This window comes from Lysobacter sp. DMC97, from assembly GCF_056313745.1.
This window is the reverse complement of sequence record NZ_JBQUZR010000008.1, coordinates 1-18,095: the sequence shown is the minus strand read 5'-3', so window position 1 is coordinate 18,095 and position 18,095 is coordinate 1. Positions and strand designations below refer to the sequence as shown.

The 18,095-nt window shown below is 66.0% G+C and carries 18 protein-coding genes; 9 read left to right on the top strand and 9 right to left on the bottom strand.

The features are described 5' to 3' along the window. Positions 1-88 precede the first annotated feature (88 nt). The 4 genes from ACT53Q_RS16900 to ACT53Q_RS16885 all read right to left on the bottom strand — a co-directional run bounded on the left by ACT53Q_RS16900 (position 89) and on the right by ACT53Q_RS16885 (position 3,241). Positions 89-901: a pseudouridine synthase gene (locus ACT53Q_RS16900; protein ID WP_476188041.1), complete on the bottom strand. Its 813-nt coding sequence runs from the start codon at positions 899-901 to the stop codon at positions 89-91. Next, positions 820-1,329, bottom strand: coding sequence for a DUF3592 domain-containing protein (locus tag ACT53Q_RS16895; RefSeq protein WP_476187822.1), 510 nt, complete (start codon positions 1,327-1,329; stop codon positions 820-822). Before ACT53Q_RS16895 ends, ACT53Q_RS16900 begins: the two co-directional genes overlap by 82 nt. A gap of 52 nt (positions 1,330-1,381) precedes the next feature. Beyond that, entirely contained in the window at positions 1,382-1,906 is a 525-nt protein-coding gene (locus tag ACT53Q_RS16890; RefSeq protein WP_476187821.1) for a hypothetical protein, read from the bottom strand. A gap of 216 nt (positions 1,907-2,122) precedes the next feature. Then, positions 2,123-3,241 (bottom strand): OmpA family protein, encoded by a 1,119-nt coding sequence (locus ACT53Q_RS16885; protein ID WP_476187820.1) that lies wholly within the window; start codon positions 3,239-3,241, stop codon positions 2,123-2,125. A gap of 450 nt (positions 3,242-3,691) precedes the next feature. On the opposite strand from ACT53Q_RS16885, the gene ACT53Q_RS16880 reads away from it, so the two are divergent. The 3 genes from ACT53Q_RS16880 to ACT53Q_RS16870 all read left to right on the top strand — a co-directional run bounded on the left by ACT53Q_RS16880 (position 3,692) and on the right by ACT53Q_RS16870 (position 7,412). Beyond that, the gene (locus ACT53Q_RS16880) at positions 3,692-5,719 is read left to right on the top strand and encodes an oxidoreductase (protein ID WP_476187819.1); all 2,028 of its coding nucleotides are present in this window, start codon (positions 3,692-3,694) and stop codon (positions 5,717-5,719) included. Between the two features lie 445 nt (positions 5,720-6,164). Next, a complete protein-coding gene (locus ACT53Q_RS16875; protein ID WP_476187818.1) occupies positions 6,165-6,638 on the top strand; it encodes a cell wall hydrolase in 474 nt (157 codons plus the stop codon). Positions 6,639-6,797: 159 nt separating this feature from the next. After that, positions 6,798-7,412: a glutathione S-transferase family protein gene (locus tag ACT53Q_RS16870; protein WP_476187817.1), complete on the top strand. Its 615-nt coding sequence runs from the start codon at positions 6,798-6,800 to the stop codon at positions 7,410-7,412. Between the two features lie 72 nt (positions 7,413-7,484). On the opposite strand, the gene ACT53Q_RS16865 is transcribed toward ACT53Q_RS16870, so the two are convergent. The 4 genes from ACT53Q_RS16865 to prpB form a co-directional block, all read right to left on the bottom strand. Continuing rightward, positions 7,485-8,039 (bottom strand): 3'-5' exonuclease, encoded by a 555-nt coding sequence (locus ACT53Q_RS16865; RefSeq protein WP_476187816.1) that lies wholly within the window; start codon positions 8,037-8,039, stop codon positions 7,485-7,487. Between the two features lie 22 nt (positions 8,040-8,061). Further along, complete coding sequence (locus ACT53Q_RS16860) at positions 8,062-8,538, bottom strand: ion channel (protein ID WP_476187815.1); 477 nt, start codon at positions 8,536-8,538, stop codon at positions 8,062-8,064. A 140-nt stretch (positions 8,539-8,678) separates the two neighbouring features. Next, positions 8,679-9,836 (bottom strand): bifunctional 2-methylcitrate synthase/citrate synthase, encoded by a 1,158-nt coding sequence (gene prpC / locus ACT53Q_RS16855; RefSeq protein ID WP_476173339.1) that lies wholly within the window; start codon positions 9,834-9,836, stop codon positions 8,679-8,681. Between the two features lie 46 nt (positions 9,837-9,882). Next, on the bottom strand, positions 9,883-10,767 hold the full coding sequence (gene prpB, locus ACT53Q_RS16850) for a methylisocitrate lyase (protein ID WP_476187814.1): 885 nt from the start codon (positions 10,765-10,767) through the stop codon (positions 9,883-9,885). A gap of 148 nt (positions 10,768-10,915) precedes the next feature. On the opposite strand from prpB, the gene ACT53Q_RS16845 reads away from it, so the two are divergent. From ACT53Q_RS16845 to ACT53Q_RS16825, 5 genes are all read left to right on the top strand, one after another. Further along, entirely contained in the window at positions 10,916-12,118 is a 1,203-nt protein-coding gene (locus tag ACT53Q_RS16845) for a citrate synthase family protein (RefSeq protein WP_476187813.1), read from the top strand. Positions 12,119-12,287: 169 nt separating this feature from the next. Continuing rightward, positions 12,288-12,626 (top strand): hypothetical protein, encoded by a 339-nt coding sequence (locus ACT53Q_RS16840; protein WP_476187812.1) that lies wholly within the window; start codon positions 12,288-12,290, stop codon positions 12,624-12,626. A gap of 142 nt (positions 12,627-12,768) precedes the next feature. After that, positions 12,769-13,557: a PIN domain-containing protein gene (locus ACT53Q_RS16835; RefSeq protein WP_476187811.1), complete on the top strand. Its 789-nt coding sequence runs from the start codon at positions 12,769-12,771 to the stop codon at positions 13,555-13,557. 309 nt (positions 13,558-13,866) lie between these two features. Beyond that, positions 13,867-14,799, top strand: a complete 933-nt coding sequence (locus tag ACT53Q_RS16830; protein ID WP_476187810.1) for an ImmA/IrrE family metallo-endopeptidase — start codon at positions 13,867-13,869, stop codon at positions 14,797-14,799. A gap of 486 nt (positions 14,800-15,285) precedes the next feature. Beyond that, entirely contained in the window at positions 15,286-15,528 is a 243-nt protein-coding gene (locus tag ACT53Q_RS16825) for a SymE family type I addiction module toxin (protein WP_476187809.1), read from the top strand. Between the two features lie 369 nt (positions 15,529-15,897). Here ACT53Q_RS16825 and ACT53Q_RS16820 read toward each other — a convergent pair whose 3' ends face one another. Further along, positions 15,898-16,383 (bottom strand): hypothetical protein, encoded by a 486-nt coding sequence (locus ACT53Q_RS16820; RefSeq protein WP_476187808.1) that lies wholly within the window; start codon positions 16,381-16,383, stop codon positions 15,898-15,900. A gap of 514 nt (positions 16,384-16,897) precedes the next feature. Between ACT53Q_RS16820 and ACT53Q_RS16815 the strand changes: the two genes are divergently transcribed. Then, a complete protein-coding gene (locus ACT53Q_RS16815) occupies positions 16,898-17,731 on the top strand; it encodes a kanamycin nucleotidyltransferase C-terminal domain-containing protein (protein WP_476187807.1) in 834 nt (277 codons plus the stop codon). Positions 17,732-18,095 lie beyond the last annotated feature (364 nt).

The following is an 18,095-nucleotide window of genomic DNA, read 5'->3' as shown; positions in this document are numbered from 1 at the left end:
TTCCCCCGCGGCAGTCTAGGCCGACCGCCATGCGATCTGCATGAATATGCGGGTGATCCGGCGCACATTTCCGGACATTGCGTCGGCTTCAGCGCCGCAGCGCCGCCAGATCGTCCGCATCGAGCCGCCGCCACGCGCCCTTCGCCAGTTCGCCCAGCACCAGACCGCCGATCGCCACGCGCATCAGCCGCAGGGTCGCGATGTCGAACGCCGCCAGCAGCCGGCGGATCTGCCGGTTGCGGCCTTCGTCGAGCACGATCTCGATCCACGCGTTGCGCTGCCCCGCCCGCAGCAGCGTCACCGACACCGCCGACAGCCGCTCGCCGGCATCGACCGTACCGGCGAGCAGCGCGTCCAGCAGCGCGTCGTCGGGGATGCGGTCGATCTGCACGCGGTAGGTCTTCGTCGGCCCGGTGTCGGGATCGGTGATCGTCGCCGCCCACGCCGGGTCGTTGGAGAACAGCAGCAGGCCTTCGCTGGCCTGGTCGAGACGGCCCACCGGCGCGAGCCACGGCAGCGGCGCGCCGTCGAGCAGCGCCCCCTCGAAACAGCGGTAGACCGTGTCGCGACCGCGCTCGTCGCGCGCGGTCGTCACCAGCCCGCGCGGCTTGTTGAGCATGAGGTACAGCGGCGCGGCTGCCTGCGTGGACACGCCTTCGACGACGATGTCGTCGTCCGGCAGCGTCGGCGATTCGGGGTCGCGCACCACGCGCCCGCCCACGCGCACGCGTCCGGCGCGCACCCACTCGGCCGCCTGCGTGCGCGAGCAGACCCCGCGCTTGGACAGCACGCGCGCGAGGCCGTGACGCGGGACGCGGGTCATCGCACGATCAGGCGATCGATGAGCGCGGTATCGGCGGAATTGCCGAGATGGATCAGCACCATCAGGCCGAGCGTGAATCCGGTCCACACCAGCCCGAACATCGCGAGCATCAGCGTGGACTTGTTGAGCCCGTGCGCGAGCGCCGCCTCGGCGGGATCCGCGGGGTTGTAGCGCACGCGGACGCGATCGCCGCGCATCAGCTTGTCGTAGATCGCCTCGTGGCTGGCCCGCCCGCTGCTGCCGACGTAGCCGAACGCCACACGGTCGCCCTCGTAGCGACGACCGACGACGGTGTAGGCGTAGCGGACATTGACCTTCCAGGTGCTGCCGTCGGAATCGCTGTTCTCGTCGAGCGACCGCTGCAGCAGTTCGCCTTCGACGGACGGCCATTGCTCGACCTGGGTCGATTTCCACCACGCACGACCGGCGAAGCCGAGCATGGCCAGGCCAATGAGGAGGAACAGCGCGAAGAAGGCGGTCAGCACGAAGGTCGATGTCCGCTTCATGGCATCGGGGCCGCCGGCCGGGTTCGCATGCGGCGGGAAGGTGCGACGAGGCTCAGCGCTTCCGCTTCTTCGGCGGCGGCGCCGGCGGTGCGGGCGGCGGCGGTGGCGGCGCGGCCGGCTTCGGCCCCTGGACGACGCGCACGCCGCGCGCCTTCATCCAGGCGTCGAATTCGTCCGCCGTCATGCGCTTGCCGTTCTGGGTCATGTTGAAGCGCCAGGCCTGCGCATCGTTGCCGGCCGGCTGGTAGGCGCCGGCCGCACCCGACAGCGGCTGCGTCGCGGCGGCGGTCGCCAGGCATTCGCTGTGCTTCGCACGCGCCAGCACCAGTTCCACCGTGATGCCATCGGCGAACAACTGCGCGAAGCCGACACCGCTGCCGACCTGCGCATCCGGCGCGGCCAGTTCCCCGGCCAGCGGCAGGGTTTGCAGCGCATTGGCGGGCGCCGGCGGCTGCGGTTGCAGCGTGGCGCAATCGACCGAGGCCTGCGCGGCGAACGAAAGGCACAGCACCGACAGCCCGATCAGGCCGCGGGCCGGGATCGCGCGGATCGCGAAGGCAGCCGCATGGAAACGCATCAGGAACTCTCCCGCAGGTCGATGCCGGCGAGTGTAGGTCGACGGCCGTGCCGCGGACAACCCGAAGCCGGCGCGGATCGGCCGGAGCGTGATCGTCCGCCGCAAAAGCACGGGCGCGGCGGCCGCGACGATGCGTGCCTCCGGGTTCGTGCCTCCGGAAACGACGAAGCCCGGCACGAGGCCGGGCTTCGGGGGTTGCGACGAGCGCGTCCGGAATTACTGGACGTTGAGCTCGGTGCGACGGTTGGTCTCGTTCTTGCACTCCGGCAGCGTCTGCGCGGTCTGGACCAGCGGACGGCTCTCGCCGTAGCCGTTCGGACCCGCCAGGCGACCGGCGTCGACGCCGTTCTTGGTCAGGTAGTCGTACACGGCCTGGGCACGGCGCTGCGACAGATCCTGGTTGTAGCCGTCGTTGCCGCAGAGGTCGGTGTGACCGGCGACTTCGACGCGGATGTCGGGGTAGCGCTTCAGGATTTCGACGGCCTCGTTCAGGATCGCAACGGCGTCCGGACGCAGGGTGGCCTTGTCGAAGTTGAAGTTCACGCCCTTCAGGTCGATCGAGATCTTGACCTTGCAGCCGTCGGGACCGATGGTCTCACCGGCCATCGAGTTCGGACACTTGTCGTTGCAGTCGTTGACGCCATCGCCATCGCTGTCCTTGTCGGCGCAGTTGGCGACCGGCGGCGGCGGCGGCGGCGGAGCGACGACGTCGGCAGTCGGTTCCGGGCCCAGCGGGATGATGAAGCCGACCGAGGCCAGCACGTCGCCGAACCAGTCTTCGCCGGCGGCGTTGACGCTGGTGTCGTCGAAGTCGGCGCGGTAGGCGACTTCGGCACGGATGCCGACGCGGCCCAGGTCACCCTGCAGACCACCACCGATCTTGGCGGCGAGGTTGCCGTCGGTGCGCTGGCCGGGGGAGTTCGGGTTCGGGAAGTTGTCGAACTCTTCTTCCGAACGCTGGTAGCCGAGGCCGACCAGGACGTACGGGTTCCAGTTGCGGCCTTCGGCGGTGAAGTGACGACGCAGGTCGACCGACACGCCGTACTGGCTCCAGTTCTGGTTGATCGCGCGCTGGTACGGGGCGCGGATGTTGCTCTGGTTCTCGAAGTGCGGGTTCTGGTAGTTGAACTGCCCGTCGAGCGACCACTTGTCGTTGATGAACTTGCCGAAGCCGATCGTGCCGAACGGGGCGTTGTGGGTGCCGCGGTCGCCATCCTGCAGGTTGAAGCCCGCAGAGGTGGAGAGATACCAGCGGCTATCGAAATCCTGCGCGGAGGCGGTCTGGGCCACGGCCAGCCCGCTCAGCAGCGCGGCACAGAGGAGTTTCTTGTTCATTGACTCAATGCTCCTTGGAGGAAATTGATGAAGACTCGGTAGATCAATGTGGGACGTGGGCGCCGCGAAGGCGGGCCATATCCTACCGTCCGGCCGCGTCATGGCCTTGTTAACACTAGCATAACAGTTGGGGGAATCCAAGCACGGTTCAGGTTTCCGGAAAGTTCCCGGGAACCATCGAATCCGGATCGTTGTCCCATCCTTGGCGGCTATCATTCACCGTTCATGCTGAATGAACTCATTCATGCGGAACGCGGCGGGCGCCATGCGGAACGCCCTGCTGCGGCGGACATCTCCCGGACGCCCGGCCGGCACGCAGGTCACGCACACCGGTCCGACACCTCCGCGGCGACCGGATCCCGATCATGATCCCCTCTTGAGGCGCCGCGCGTTTCGCGGCATGGTGCGCGCTTCCATACGTCGACGTATGCCGACCGCAGCCCGGACCCGATGACCGCCTCGTCCGCTTCCTATCCGCACCTCTTCTCCCCGCTCGACCTCGGCTTCACCACCCTGCGCAACCGGGTGCTGATGGGGTCCATGCACACCGGCCTGGAAGACCGCGCCAGCGATTTCCCGAAGCTCGCGGCCTATTTCGCCGAACGCGCCGCCGGCGGCGTGGGGCTGATCGTCACCGGCGGGTTCTCGCCGAACATGATGGGCTGGCTGGCGCCGTTCGGCAGCAAGCTCAGCTGGCCGTGGGAGGCGCGCAAGCACCGGCAGGTGACCGCGGCGGTGCATGCGCACGGCGCGAAGATCTGCCTCCAGTTGCTGCACGCCGGCCGCTATGCCTATCACCCGCTGCAGGTGGCGCCGTCCCGGATCAAGGCGCCGATCAACCCGTTCACGCCGCGCGCGCTGACCGGGTTCGGCGTGGAACGCACGATCTCCGCCTACGCGAGCGCCGCGAAACTGGCCCGCGACGGCGGCTACGACGGCGTCGAGATCATGGGGTCCGAGGGTTACCTCATCAATCAGTTCCTCAGTGCGCGCACCAACCGCCGCACCGATGCCTGGGGCGGCGACCTGCAGAAGCGCATGCGCTTCGCGACCGAGATCGTGCGCCGCGTGCGCGAGGCCTGCGGGCCGGACTTCATCATCATCTATCGCCTGTCGATGCTGGAACTGGTGCCGGAAGGCTCGGCGTGGGACGAGATCGTGGCCCAGGCGAAAGCCATCGAGGCCGCCGGCGCCACCATCCTCAACACCGGCATCGGCTGGCACGAGGCCCGGGTGCCGACGATCGCCACCTCGGTGCCGCGCGCCGCGTTCGCGGGCGTCACCGCCAAGCTGCGGCCGGAAGTGACGCTGCCGCTGGTCGCGACCAACCGCATCAACATGCCGGACGTGGCCGAAGGCATCCTTGCCGGCGGCGGCGCGGACCTCGTGTCGATGGCGCGCCCGCTGCTGGCCGACCCGGACTGGGTGAACAAGGCGCGCGCCGGCCGCGCCGACCGTATCAATACGTGCATCGCGTGCAACCAGGCCTGCCTGGACCACGTGTTCGCACAGAAGAAGGCCAGTTGCCTGGTCAACCCGCGCGCCTGCGCCGAGACCGAACTGATCTACACGCCGACGACCGCACCGAAGCGGATCGCCGTGGTCGGCGCCGGCCCCGCGGGACTGGCCTGCGCCACCGTCGCCGCCGAGCGCGGCCACCAGGTGACGCTGTTCGACGCCGCGGACGCCATCGGCGGGCAGTTCAACCTCGCCAAGCGCATCCCGGGCAAGGAAGAGTTCCACGAGACGCTGCGCTACTTCGACCGCCGCCTGCAGGACACCGGCGTCGAGGTGCGGCTGTCGACCCCGGTCGATGCCGCGGCGCTGGCGGGCTTCGATGCGGTGGTGGTCGCGACCGGCATCCTGCCGCGCAAGGTCGATTTCCCGGGTGCGGACCATCCGAAGGCGATCAGCTATCTCGATGTGCTGTCCGGGCGGGTGCGTCCGGGCGGGCGCGTGGCGATCATCGGCGCAGGCGGCATCGGCTTCGACGTCGCGGAATTCCTAGTACATGACGGCCCGTCGAGCACGCTCGATCGCGACCGCTGGCTGGCCGAATGGGGCGTCGCCACGGATTTCTCCGGCTCGGGCGGCCTGCGCCCACCGCAGCCGGAACCGCCGGCACGGCAGGTCTGGCTGCTGCAGCGCAGCCCGGGCAAGCCGGGCGCGAAGCTGGGCAAGACCACCGGCTGGATCCACCGCGCCACGCTCAAGGCCAAGCAGGTGGCGATGCTGGGCGGCGTGAGCTACCTCGGGCTGGACGACGACGGCTTCCGCATCCGCGTCGACGGGCAAGAACAGGTGTTGCCGGTCGACCACGTGGTGATCTGCGCCGGCCAGGAGCCCCGTCGGGAGCTGTTCGACGCCCTGCAGGCGGCTGGAACCCCGGCCCATCTCATCGGCGGCGCGGACGTCGCGGCCGAGCTGGACGCCAAGCGCGCCATCGCCCAGGGCAGCCGGCTGGCCGCCACCCTCTGACCGGTCCCGATCCCGGGCCGGACACGCGCAGTTCGGCCCCGACCCGGGGCCCGCAGGCCGGAAACGGACCGGCGTCCCGGTTCAGTTGGCACGCCTGCACGGCGGCGCCCTCCCCTGCCGCGACAGGGGCTTACGCCACCTTCTGAACAAAAACTCCAATCGAATCAGGCGCTTCCTGTTTTTGCGTTCAGCTGGCGTTACGTTTCAGACCCTACCCTACGCCCGCTTTCCCGCCACCGGATGCGGGACCAGCGCGCGATCGCCCGGCGATGTCGCACCCCGAAGGCGGGTCCGACCCCGATGCGATCCACGTTTGGGCTACAAGCGGCCATAGAGCACGCAGCCCTCCCCAGTACGCCATGTCGTCCCGTCGAACGGTTCTTGTCGCGCAGTCCGCTGCCGGCATCCCGCGCCTCGGCCCGAAGCAACGGAGCAAGGAGTTCACATGAAGCTCGCATGGATCCTCTGGATCGCGTCGGTGTTGCCGCCCCAGGCCGCCGACTCTTTGTGTCTCAGTACCACCCTGTATCTCGAAGCGCGCGACCAGCCCGTCATGGGCCAGCGTGCGGTCGCGGAGGTCGCCCTCCGCCGCGAGGACAGCGGGCTGTGGGGCGACTCGATGTGCGAAGTCGTCACCGCCCGCAAGCAGTTCGCCCCGGCCCTGGTCTCGCCGGGCACCGAACTGGGCAATGCCGAAGCCTGGTCCCGGGCGATCACCATCGCCCTGGAGTCGGAGCGCAACTGGGCGCTGCCGCCCGGCGAACGCCAGGAGATCGTCCCCGGCGCCAGCCACTTCGCGGCGCTGGGCATCGCCCAGCCGAGCTGGCGCAACGCGTACCAGGTCGCCACGATCGGCGATCACAGCTTCTTCAAGGTCCAGTCGTTGAAGCCGCAGAAAGACCATCCCGGCCGGGGCTGACGCCCCACCGGACCACGCAACTCCGGAACACCTTTCGACGCCGCCTCGTGCGGCGTCGTTTTTTTGCGGGTTTGGTCTTTTCACCGCGGCGCTTGCGCGGACCGCAGGACGTCGCCATATCGGCGGTCCCTTTCTCCCTTCCCCTGCACGGAGTTCCGCATGAAGCTCTACTACTCGCCCGGCGCCTGCTCGCTGTCCGACCACATCGTCCTGGAATGGATCGGCAAGCCCTACGAGGCCGTGCGCGTCAGCCGCGAAGAGCGCAAGTCGCCGGAATTCCTCGCGATCAATCCCGCCGGCGCGGTACCGGCGCTCGTCGACGGCGACTGGGTGCTGACCCAGAACGCGGCGATCCTGACCTACCTCGCCGAAACTTCGCCCGAAGCCGGCCTCTGTGGCGACGGCACCGCGCGCGGCCGCGCGGAAGTGATCCGCTGGCTCGCGTTCGCGAACTCCGATGTGCATCCGGCGTTCAAGCCGATCTTCGGCAGCACCGCGTATCTCGAAGATGCGGCGCTGATCGAGAAGAGCATGGCCGACGCGCGCGCGAAACTGCGCGACCTCTACGCCGCCGCCGACCGGCAACTGGCGGGCCGCGACTGGATCGCCGACAACCGCCGCAGCATCGCCGACCCGTACCTGTACGTGACGCTGCTCTGGGCGCGCGCCAAGGGCGTGGACCTGTCGGGCTTCGACAACCTCGCCCGCTACATCGCCGCGTTCGAGGCCGATCCCGCGGTGCAGCGCGTGCTGAAGGACGAAGGCCTGGCCTGAGTCGTCGCATCCGCATCGGCACGACGAAGCCGCCTCCGGGCGGCTTCGTCGTTTGCGCACGGTGGAAAGGCGTCAGCCGCCGCGCAGTTCGCGCAGCATGTTGCAGAACAGCGCGCCCTGTTCGATCGCGTCGTCCAGTGCGACATGCGTGTGCGGCATCGGGTCGAACCAACGCCGCGGCATGTTGCGCTTGGTGGCGTCGCGATAACCGCCACCGAGCATCGCCATCGCCAGCGTCTTGATGTCCAGCGCGGAATGGCTGAAGGGGCTCTCGCCGGCGAAACGGATCAGGTACCAGTGGACGAACATGAAATCGAAGCCCGCCGGATACGCCACGAACACCGGTTTGCCCGGCAGCGCCTTCAGCCAGTCGCGGTAGCGTGGCATCGCGACCTGCGGCGGCTCCGCATCGCGACGGCAGGCGGCCCACGCCTCCGGCTGCGTCGCCCACCACGCGGCGGTGCGCGGATCGGGCGCGGCATCGGGCAAGGTGTCGAGGTTCGCCGAGAAGGTCGCGATCAGGCGCTTGTCGGCGGTGTACACCGCGGAGCCGAAGCTGAGCATCGAATGCGGGCCGGGAATCGGGCCGTCGGTCTCGACGTCGGTGCTGACATAGAGTTCGGTCATGGCGCGAGGATAGCGCGCCGGGTCAGTCGTCGCGTCGCCAGTAGCGCGACATCTCCAGATAGGTGAAAGACGCCGACCACGTCACCAGCAGGAAGCCGGTCAGCGATTCCATGCCCGACAGCAGCCGCACCGCGCCCACCGGCGCGAGGTCGCCCAGCCCCAGCGTGGTGTACATCGTCGCGGACAGATAGATCGCGTCGAACACGTTGTCGAAGCCGTGCTCGCCGTGGACGTAGCCGACGTCCGGCACCTTCAGCAGCGCCCAGAAGGTCAGGCCGTAGCACCAGATCTCGATGATGTGCAGCGCGAGCAGCGCGAAGATGATCTTGAGCATCACCCGGCGATCGCGGCTGGGCGCGCGGCCGGAATAGCGCCTGGCGAGGCCGTGCAGGCCTTCGTAGTGGATCACGACGACCAACGCGGTGATCACGAAGGCGGCCACTGCGACGAGCAGGTGCTCGCCCCAGCGTTCGGCGGGAATCAGCCAGGTCGTGTCCATTCGGGAAAGAAGATGCGGCAGTGGCCCCTAGCGTACGCGACGAAGGGGGCTCGCCGGAATCGCTGCGGTGGACGGGATCGAGAAACGCCACGGGGCGCCCGGAGGCGCCCCGCGGAAGCAGGTGACGGCGGCGGTGCCGGTCAGCCGCGCTTGTCGATCGCCACGTAGTCGCGATCTTCCGGACCGGTGTAGTTCGCGCTCGGGCGGATGATCTTGCCGTCCTCGCGCTGCTCGATCACGTGCGCGCTCCAGCCGGTGGTGCGCGCGATCACGAACAGCGGCGTGAACATCGGCGTCGGGATGCCCATCATGTGATAGGCCGACGCGCTGTACCAGTCGAGGTTCGGGAACATCTTCTTGGTGTCCATCATCAGGTTTTCGATGCGCTCGGACACGTCGAACAGCGTCTGGTTGCCGCCGTCCTGGCACAGCTTGCGGCTGATTTCCTTGATGATCGGATTGCGCGGATCGCCGATGGTGTACACCGGGTGGCCGAAGCCGATGATGATCTCCTTGCGCTCCATCCGCGCGCGGATGTCGGCCTCGGCCTCGTCGGCGGCGCCGTAGCGGCTGATGATGTCCATCGCCACTTCGTTCGCGCCGCCGTGCTTCGGGCCGCGCAGCGCGCCGATCGCGCCGGTGATGCACGAATGCAGGTCGGAACCGGTGCCGGCGATCACGCGCGCCGTGAACGTCGAGGCGTTGAACTCGTGCTCGGCGTAGAGGATCAGCGACTTGTCCAGCGACTCGGCGTGCAGCTTCGACGGCGGCTCGCCGTGCAGCAGGTGCAGGAAGTGCGCGGCGACGGAATCGTCATCGGTTTCCAGATCGATGCGGCGACCGTTGCGGGTGAAGTGCCACCAGTACAGCAGCATCGAACCGAAGCTGGCGATCAGGCGGTCGGCGATGTCGCGCGCCTCGCTGGCCGGATGACCTTCGCGCTCCGGCAGCACCGTGCCCAGCACCGAGCAGCCGGTGCGCATCACGTCCATCGGGTGCGCGTTGGCGGGCACCAGTTCCAGCGCTTCCTGCACGATCGCCGGCAGGCCGCGCAGGCGCTTGAGCTTGGCCTTGTACGCCTTCAGCTGCGAGGTGGTGGGCAGCACGCCGTGCACCAGCAGGTGCGCCACTTCCTCGAACGTCGACTTCGTCGCGAGGTCGTGGATGTCGTAGCCGCGGTAATGCAGGTCGTTGCCGCTGCGGCCGACGGTGCACAGCGCGGTGTTGCCCGCCGCTGTGCCGCTCAGCGCGACGGACTTCTTGGCTTTCGGAAGCGTTTGGTTGGCGTTGTCGCTCATGGTCGTGTCCTTGTTTGCGTATCGCGGTATGCGTATCGCGGTCGGCTCATTGCTTCGCGGCGAACAGCGCGTCGAGCTTGCCCTCGAACGCGTGGTAGCCGATGCGGTCGTACAGTTCCTCGCGCGTCTGCATCGTGCCGACCACGGCCTGCTGGTGGCCGTCGCGGCGGATGCTTTCGTAGACGTTTTCCGCGGCCTTGTTCATCGCGCGGAACGCCGACAGCGGGAACAGCTGGATGGCGACGCCGGCCGACGCCAGTTCGTCGCGGGTGAACAGCGGGGTCTTGCCGAACTCGGTGATGTTGGCCAGCACCGGCACTTTCACCGCGTCGACGAAGCGGCGGTAGGTCGCGAGGTCGTACGCGGCCTCGGCGAAGATGCCGTCGGCGCCGGCCTCGACGCAGGCGATGGCGCGTTCGATCGCCGCGTCCACGCCGTCGACGGCGATGGCGTCGGTGCGCGCGATCAGGAAGAAGTCGGGGTCGGTCTTCGCATCGGCGGCAGCCTTCACGCGATCGACCATCTCGCCGGTGGTCACGATCTCCTTGCCGGGACGATGGCCGCAGCGCTTGGCGCCGACCTGGTCCTCGATGTGGCAGGCCGCGGCGCCGGCCTTGATCAGCGACTTCACCGTGCGCTCGATGTTGAACGCGCTGGGGCCGAAGCCGGTGTCGATGTCGACCAGCAGCGGCAGGTCGCAGACGTCGGTGATGCGGCGGGTGTCGATCAGCACGTCCTCGAGCGTGTTGATGCCGAGGTCCGGCAGGCCCAGCGAGCCGGCGGCGACGCCGCCACCCGACAGGTAGATCGCGCGGTAGCCGGCGCGCTTCGCGAGCAGGGCGTGGTTGGCGTTGATCGCGCCGATCACCTGCAGCGGGGATTCTTCGGCGAGGGCGGCGCGGAACCTTGCGCCTGCGGACGGATGGCTCATCGGGAAACTCCTCGTGTCGACGGGCCCGGAGCGGCGCCCCGGGCCGCAGGCATCGTCGCGCGGGATCGGCGACGGCGCCTGTCGGGGCGCAAATCTGGCAGCATCCCGAGGGTTGATCAATCTTGATCGGACGAATCAATCTGTCGCCATGCCCGACCTGCTCACCGCCCGCGAAACCTGCCGTCTGCTCGGCATCAGCCAGGCCACGCTGTACGCCTACGTCAGCCGCGGCCTGCTTGAATCCCGGCCCGGCCCCGACCACCGCACGCGGCTGTATCCGCGGCTGGACGTGGAGCGCCTGGCGCAGCGCAAGCAGGTGGGCCGCAGCGCCGCCGCCGCCGCCGCGCACAGCCTCGATCGCGGCCTGCCGGTGCTGGAAACGCGGATCTCGCTGATCCGCCCCGACGGCCCGTACTACCGCGGCCGTTCCGCGATCACCGCCGTGCGCGAGGGCGCGACGCTGGAAGACGCCGCGCGGCTGCTGTGGGACTGCGGCGACCACGACCCGTTCGCCGCGCTGGAAGGCGGCGACTGGCCGGCGCACGTCGCCGCCATCGCCGAAGCCGACACGCTGCCGCCGCTGGAACGCGCGATGGCCGCGATCCCGCTCTTGGCGGTCGGCGCCCGCGGCGCGCTGAACTCGACACCGCGCGCCCGGCACGAGATTGCCGCTGCCCTGCTCCGCCAGAACGCCGCGCTGCTGGTCGGCCGCCCGCCGCCGGCCGGCCCCGTGCATCAACTGCTGGCCGACGTGTGGAAACCCGGCGACGCCGGCTTTGCCGACCTCGTCCGCGCCGCGCTGGTGCTGTGCGCCGACCACGAACTCAATGTCTCCGCCTTCGCGGCGCGCGTGGTCGCCTCCACCGGCGCGCACCTGCACGCGACCGTGTGCGCCGGCCTGGCCGCGCTCTCGGGCCCGCGCCACGGCGGCGCGACCGCCCGCGCCTACGCGCTGATCGCGGACGCCCGCGACGCGGCCTCCCCGCGTGACTTCATCGAAACCCGGCTCCAGCGCGGCGACGACCTCCCCGGCTTCGGCCACGCCCTGTACCCCCACGGCGACCCCCGCGCCGCCGAACTCCTCGCCCGCCTCCGCACCCAGCACGCCGGCGAACCCGCTATGCGCGAACTCGATGCCCTCGTCGCCGCCACCGAAGACGTCAGCGGCCAGCACCCCAACATCGACTTCCTCCTCGCGGCGATCTGCCACGCGAATGCCCTGCTCGCGACCCCGGCGCTGGTGATGTTCGCCGCGGGCCGACTCGCCGGCTGGCTCGCGCATGCGCTGGAGCAGCAGGCGGAGGGGAAGCTGATCCGGCCGCGGGCGAGGTATACGGGGGTGGAGCCGTGATGGGTTGCGTCACGCAGACCTGTCGTTTCTGACAGGTGGCCTTGATGGCGCCGGACCGGTTAGAACGACAGACATAGCGCCTTCATGAAGACAGCCCCGGCATGGCCGGGCTGATCAAGGGGAACCGACACGCGCTGCAAGGGCCACCATCAAGGATCGGGGGGATCCGATGTTCGGTTTTCTGACGCTTTGCCTGAAGCTCGCCATCTATGCGGGCGCACTCACGACCGTGGTTGCCGGCGCGGTGTTCGGCCCGGAGATCACGACGGAACTGGGCTTCCCGGGCATATCGCCGGCCATCGCTTATGCCGTCGGCGGCGTGATCGGCATTTTCTCCGCCGCGATCCTCTTCGGCATCCCGATCGTGCTGCTCAGCATCAACGCCAATCTCGAACGGGCCGTGGTGTTGCTGAAAACGATGCAGCCCGTGCGCAAGGAATCGGGGCTCGTCGAGTCCCTGACGCCGATACTTGTCGATCATGCGCTCGGCGCGCTGGAATCTGATTAGAAATCACATGACTCTGATTTTCCGCCACAGAAGACGCAAGCGGATCTAAGTGTGCGCTTCGGGCCGCGCCAGCAAAAACACCCATCATCGCTATAAGTCAAGATCGACATTTTAATCACAAGCCCACCAAAAAAGGAATAACATGAAAAATTTGAACGTATTTATTGACGGCTCATGGCTATTTAAGGCTTGCGCACCAGAAAGAGCGCTTGCCAATAGAATGGAATTTCCGGATCGCGCTTTCCAGCTTGACTTCAATAAGTTAAAGACTTTATTGCTGACGCACGCTCAGAAAAGCAATGCCGAATGCAAGTCATTCGGCGATCTATTGTTTTCCACAAGCATATTTAGCTTGCCAGATGACTTGGACAAATGGCCAGAGGAAAGAGATGACGTCTCCCAGGCCGATATTGACAATGTACGCCGAAGCGCACACGCGCGAGAACAATTTGCAAAAAAAGCATTGGCCGCAGGATTTTCTGATAGTGCAATATTTCGCCCCAAGCTAAAAGGCTGGATGTTGCAGAGGCTGAGAGATAATCGATTTCAAGAAAAGCAGGTAGATACCACCGTCGTCGCACTTCTTGTGAAAGCAGCAATAACAAAGTCTGACGACGTGCATGCAATAATTACTGGAGACTCAGACATCCTACCGGCAATCAAGGTGGCCTACCCAGAATATTCAAAGAATGTTTTTGTGGCCACAATACATCCAGACCAGCTTCTCGCTGAAAACAGACAAACTGCATTTGCGCTTGCAGACATGGAATACACAATTGAGCCCTTATTTTTGGATCAAAATGCGCAACACATCCTGCACGGAGAACACACCTACGTTTGCAGCCATTGTAACAAGGCATTTCTTCGCCCAACCCCAATACCACGGCTTGCACAACCCTGCTGCATTCATTGCCACCAGAAAAGAACTTAACAACCAAGATCGTACGCATACCAGATGGCGCATCAGTGATGCACCTTCTTCGCGAGATCAGCTAGCAGGGCGGGCTCAAGCCCGCCGCAACGCCTGCCTACATCATCACACTTGGCCCGCGATCACCACCCGATCGTTGCTTATGCCATCGGATACACCCCCATGATGGGCTTGAGTCCGGCCCGCGGCACTTAAGCCAATCCACAGGCACAGGCACAGGCACAGGCACAGGCACAGGCACAGGCACAGGCACAGGCAAGAGAAATTTTCCGGCAACTCTAACAAGGCAAATCAAGAAAAGAGGGGAACATGAAAATAATGCTTATTCTAGCTGCGATTTTTTCCCCGAACATAGCCATTGCCCAGCAGTCTAGCCCAATGGAATACAATCAAAAAGAAGCCCTGGCCTATTTTAATGGAATGCAAGAAATTCAAACCTCTGGGTGGGGGGCAATGAACTCAAGAGTAGGTAAAGTTGCAAACCAACTGGCCGAATACAGTGGGCAGATATTTAAAGTTATCCCGTCGCAAACCAACCAATGGGGGCAAGCCCATGCTGGCGGCTGGATACTTTTTGATCTATCAAGCGCATCAAGACCAGAGCCAATACTAGCGTTTCGCTTGGCTCATGAATGGGGGCATGAGGCATTAGGGCACCAACCAAACCTGTATCATCCGGCCGGAAGGCAATGGGAGTTTCTCTCGTCTAGCACAACAACTGAAGATGAAGCAGACGCATATGCCGGCAGTTTCCTCGCAATTTTCGGATACCCGTTAGACCCAGTGGTGTCCGAGCTAAAAAATCTGCCAATTACAACCCCTGGAGACACCCATAGCGATGGCTCGGTTCGAGCGAAGATAGTTTCCGACGCATATAGAACAGCCATTCGATTGAAAAGCGACAATCCAATTTGTCGATCAATTCAAAACACTTTTTCCGAAGGAGAAAGAATTCTTTCCAGTGCCGATGTTGGCAAAAAGAAGAGATTTGAAGGTTTTTATTGCGATGCCAGCAGTGACAAGCGATCTCTAATTTGCCTCAGGAATTTTGAAAATGAAAATGAAGCCAAAGTCTTTCAGGAAAAAATTTTTCGTGAAGTTGGAAGCTGCCTGCCCTCTGAATTCAAATATTCTAGTTCACACATCTTCCAATTATGGAATAATTTTTCCACCCATCAAAGCGTAGTGATTCAAAGGGAAATTGAAGGCGAAAGAGTCACTCTTAGCATTGCATTTGAATGACGCACCCAAGACCATGATTTTCATGCATGGGACGGCAAGAGAAGCGCAATATGAGTCGCATATCCCTAGCTGCCCGTGAAGCACACTGCTGAATGGCACATCCTGCGGAGGCAGCCTATAAGAGTGCATGATCTTGTCTGCCGTGGATGCCGTGGCTCACGCACCTACCGCACAAGCCACAAGCCACAAGCCACAAGACGCATGCACGGAGCACGCAAGAGAACGCCACCCGCATGCCCACTCCGATTGACCACCTCCGCATCCACCGCTAGATTGACCACAGGTGCTCAACACACCTTTTTCGTAGGCGGTCGCCGCACCCGTCAGCCAAGCGGTTTTTTTGCGTCCCGAGACCTGCTATGGCCGGGTGGCGCGCAGTCATGCAATACCCGAAAGGGAAAAGCTGCGGGCGGCCCTACGACCGTGTTGAAGCACCCGGCCACCTCTCAACAGGGTGAATCTCAACGCATTCGTAGGAATTCCGCCATGCCCACCCGCAAGCGCATCCCCGCTCGCCCCCGCCGTCTCACCGTCGGCTACCACTATTACGACCAGCGCCTCGACGGCGAACGCATCCGTCCCCGCACCGTGCCGGTGCTCCGCTTCGGCGGCGACTGGCTGCAGCAGGCCGGGTTCGCCATCGGCCAGCCGGTGCAGGTCCGCGTGGCCGACCGGCGGATCGTCATCGTGCCCGCGCCGGCGCTGCCGGCGGGACGCCCCGGCGCCTGAGCCGGGCAGGCGACGGTCGTCGCGCTCGGCGGCAACCTTCGTCCTTCCGGCCGGCCGCACGCCCCTTTTTCCGGCAGGCGCCACCCTTTGCGGGTGGCGTTTGCCGCTTTTCGGGTCACGCGCGGCGCTTTTTTGGTCACGCGCCACCCTTTTTGGCTGGCGCGCGCCGCTTTTTCGGTCGCGCATGGCGCTTTTTCCGCCATCCGCCACGCTTTTTCACTGGTGCACCACCCTCGAAGCGTGGCGTATGACGCTTTCCGCCTCGCGCGCCACGCTTTTCCAGTGGCGGCCGACGCTTTCCGGGTGACGCACGGCGTTTCGACCCTCATGCGCCACGGGACGGGCCCCGATCGCGCCCGTCCGGGGCGGTCAGCCGTCCTTCGCGGCGGCAGCGGCCGCCTTCGAGGGCCGGGCGAAGCGCGCCGACAGGGCCTTGCGCAGCCCTTCCAGCCCCTGATTGCGGCCGGACACCTTCAGCAGCGCATAGCCTTCCAGCGCGAACGACATCACGTCGCTGCCGAGGGCGTCCTCGCTGTCCTGCCACCGCTCCGAGAGGCGCTGCATCCGCGCCAGCCGCGGGCGCAGCTGGTCCAGCGCCGCCAGGTCGGCCTGGGCCTCGGCCAGATCCAGACTCGGCGGGATGACCTGCGGGTTCTCGCCCAGCACGGTCAACGTCTGCCGGCAGAAGGCCTCCGACTTCGGCCCCATCCGGTACAGGCCCTTGCGCTCGTCGGGCGTCAGCGAGATCAGCCCCTGCAACTCGGTTTCGAGCGCGGCCAGGGCGTTGTCGATGCGCGCAAGCTGTTGATCGTCGAAGCTCAGGGACAGCAGGTTCTGACTCATGGTGTCGGTCATGGGCAAACCCGCGTGCTGCGGGCGGCGGAAGCCTACACCGGGCGCGGGAGACGGGGCATGAAGCAGGCCGCATGGCCATAGGGCGGGCTCAAGCCCGCCGGCTCAAGCCCGCCGAGACAGGATCACGATCACCCGCAACCCGCATCGCGGCTCGATCATCTTCGAGACGGCGTGATGTGTCGCGATGGCGGGCTTGAGCCCGCCCTACGAGCTCGCGGCAGCGCGCGAAACAAGAGAACAACGGCAAAGCCTTCAAAGCGGGATCCCGGCGTCCGCCGGGATAACGAGGAATGGTGCTGCGGGATCAAGAAGATCCCTCGCCTTCGACCCGGGATGACACGAGAGGGGTCGAACTCACCTGACCCGATGATCTGCCGGGACAAAAAGTGGGGAGACCTCAGGCCCGGGCCCGCCGCAATGTCTGCCCGCATGGGCATACTGGGACAGCGATCGCCCATCGATCGTCGCCTGCGTCATCGGACAAGTCCCACATCCACGGAGCCCATTCCACGCCATGCAGTACGAACTTCCCACAGGCAGACTCGAAGACGTGTTTTCCGGCCCGCGCGCGATCACCGCCGACGAGCGCAGCGCCCTGTACGAGCTGATCATCAATGCGATGCGCGAGCGCTTCGGCGAACACCTGCAGCATCTGGTGCTGTACGGCTCCACCGCGCGCGGGGCCGCCCGCCCCTACTCGGATGTCGACCTGTGGGGCGTGATCGACGACGAGGTCTACGGCCCCGGGTTCCAGAAACAGGTCGAATGGGTCTACGGCCCCGGCAAGGCGCTGGTGTACCTGCTCTCGCGCACCGCGGCCGAGGCGCTCGCGCGCGTGGTCGACGAAAGCTGGCCGATCAGCCGCGGCAAGTTCGTCTATTCGCACGTGGTGTGGACCGCGCCCGGCCACGAGAACCTGCTCGCCGAGCTGCGCGAGATCGCCACGCATCCGGATTCGGACATGGTCGAGCGCTCGATGGCGCGGATCGTCTCGGGCACGCTGTACGAACTGATCGGCAAGCTGCGCAACCGCTCGGCGCCGCACGCGATGATCGCGGGCACCTTCGCCATGCATCTGGCGCTGGTGACGGGGCTGTCCGCGCGCTATCCGTACGCGACCTTCGGCACGGTGCTGGAAGAAGCCGCGCGGCTGCCGGCGCCCGATGGCGCGAAGGAACTGTACGCGATGGTGATCCAGGGCGACCTGGCCGATCTGGCCCGGGTCAACGACGTGGTCGAGCGCGCCTGGGCCGGGCTGGCCTCGTGGCAGGCCGGCCCGGCCTTCACCGCGGCGGTGGAACGGCGCGTCACCCCGGTGTTCGAACCCAGCGCCGAAGACACGCACTGAGCCGGATGCGCGGCGCGCCGGCGCGCGGGTTCGCCTGCCGGTGCGTCGCTGCTCCAGCGGGCGCCGGCCAGGTGGGCCGTGGGCGGGCATGAAACAGAGCGCACGACCATAGGGCGGGCTCAAGCCCGCCGAGATGGGATCGCGATCACCCGGAAACTGCATCGCGGCTCGATCATCTTCGAGACAAGGTGATGTGTCGCAATGGCGGGCTTGAGCCCGCCCTACGGTGGCTCGCGGTGTCCCGGGTGCGCTTCGCTTACCCGGGCTACTTCTGCGCCCGGAATGAGCTGACCTGCGTACGGATTTTGTAGCCACTCAGGCGGTGAGTCCTGTGGTGATGGTATCGGGTTCGGACCAGTTCCGG

What these genes read in the sequence shown, in the direction of transcription:
- ACT53Q_RS16895 (WP_476187822.1), bottom strand. Translation starts at nt 1,329, where the DNA reads ATGAAGCGGACATCGACCTTCGTGCTGACCGCCTTCTTCGCGCTGTTC.
- ACT53Q_RS16880 (WP_476187819.1), top strand. Translation starts at nt 3,692, where the DNA reads ATGACCGCCTCGTCCGCTTCCTATCCGCACCTCTTCTCCCCGCTCGAC.
- ACT53Q_RS16815 (WP_476187807.1), top strand. Translation starts at nt 16,898, where the DNA reads ATGCAGTACGAACTTCCCACAGGCAGACTCGAAGACGTGTTTTCCGGC.
- ACT53Q_RS16890 (WP_476187821.1), bottom strand. Translation starts at nt 1,906, where the DNA reads ATGCGTTTCCATGCGGCTGCCTTCGCGATCCGCGCGATCCCGGCCCGC.
- ACT53Q_RS16875 (WP_476187818.1), top strand. Translation starts at nt 6,165, where the DNA reads ATGAAGCTCGCATGGATCCTCTGGATCGCGTCGGTGTTGCCGCCCCAG.
- prpB (WP_476187814.1), bottom strand. Translation starts at nt 10,767, where the DNA reads ATGAGCCATCCGTCCGCAGGCGCAAGGTTCCGCGCCGCCCTCGCCGAA.
- ACT53Q_RS16885 (WP_476187820.1), bottom strand. Translation starts at nt 3,241, where the DNA reads ATGAACAAGAAACTCCTCTGTGCCGCGCTGCTGAGCGGGCTGGCCGTG.
- ACT53Q_RS16870 (WP_476187817.1), top strand. Translation starts at nt 6,798, where the DNA reads ATGAAGCTCTACTACTCGCCCGGCGCCTGCTCGCTGTCCGACCACATC.
- ACT53Q_RS16825 (WP_476187809.1), top strand. Translation starts at nt 15,286, where the DNA reads ATGCCCACCCGCAAGCGCATCCCCGCTCGCCCCCGCCGTCTCACCGTC.
- ACT53Q_RS16830 (WP_476187810.1), top strand. Translation starts at nt 13,867, where the DNA reads ATGAAAATAATGCTTATTCTAGCTGCGATTTTTTCCCCGAACATAGCC.
- ACT53Q_RS16865 (WP_476187816.1), bottom strand. Translation starts at nt 8,039, where the DNA reads ATGACCGAACTCTATGTCAGCACCGACGTCGAGACCGACGGCCCGATT.
- ACT53Q_RS16840 (WP_476187812.1), top strand. Translation starts at nt 12,288, where the DNA reads ATGTTCGGTTTTCTGACGCTTTGCCTGAAGCTCGCCATCTATGCGGGC.
- ACT53Q_RS16845 (WP_476187813.1), top strand. Translation starts at nt 10,916, where the DNA reads ATGCCCGACCTGCTCACCGCCCGCGAAACCTGCCGTCTGCTCGGCATC.
- ACT53Q_RS16835 (WP_476187811.1), top strand. Translation starts at nt 12,769, where the DNA reads ATGAAAAATTTGAACGTATTTATTGACGGCTCATGGCTATTTAAGGCT.
- ACT53Q_RS16820 (WP_476187808.1), bottom strand. Translation starts at nt 16,383, where the DNA reads ATGACCGACACCATGAGTCAGAACCTGCTGTCCCTGAGCTTCGACGAT.
- ACT53Q_RS16860 (WP_476187815.1), bottom strand. Translation starts at nt 8,538, where the DNA reads ATGGACACGACCTGGCTGATTCCCGCCGAACGCTGGGGCGAGCACCTG.
- prpC (WP_476173339.1), bottom strand. Translation starts at nt 9,836, where the DNA reads ATGAGCGACAACGCCAACCAAACGCTTCCGAAAGCCAAGAAGTCCGTC.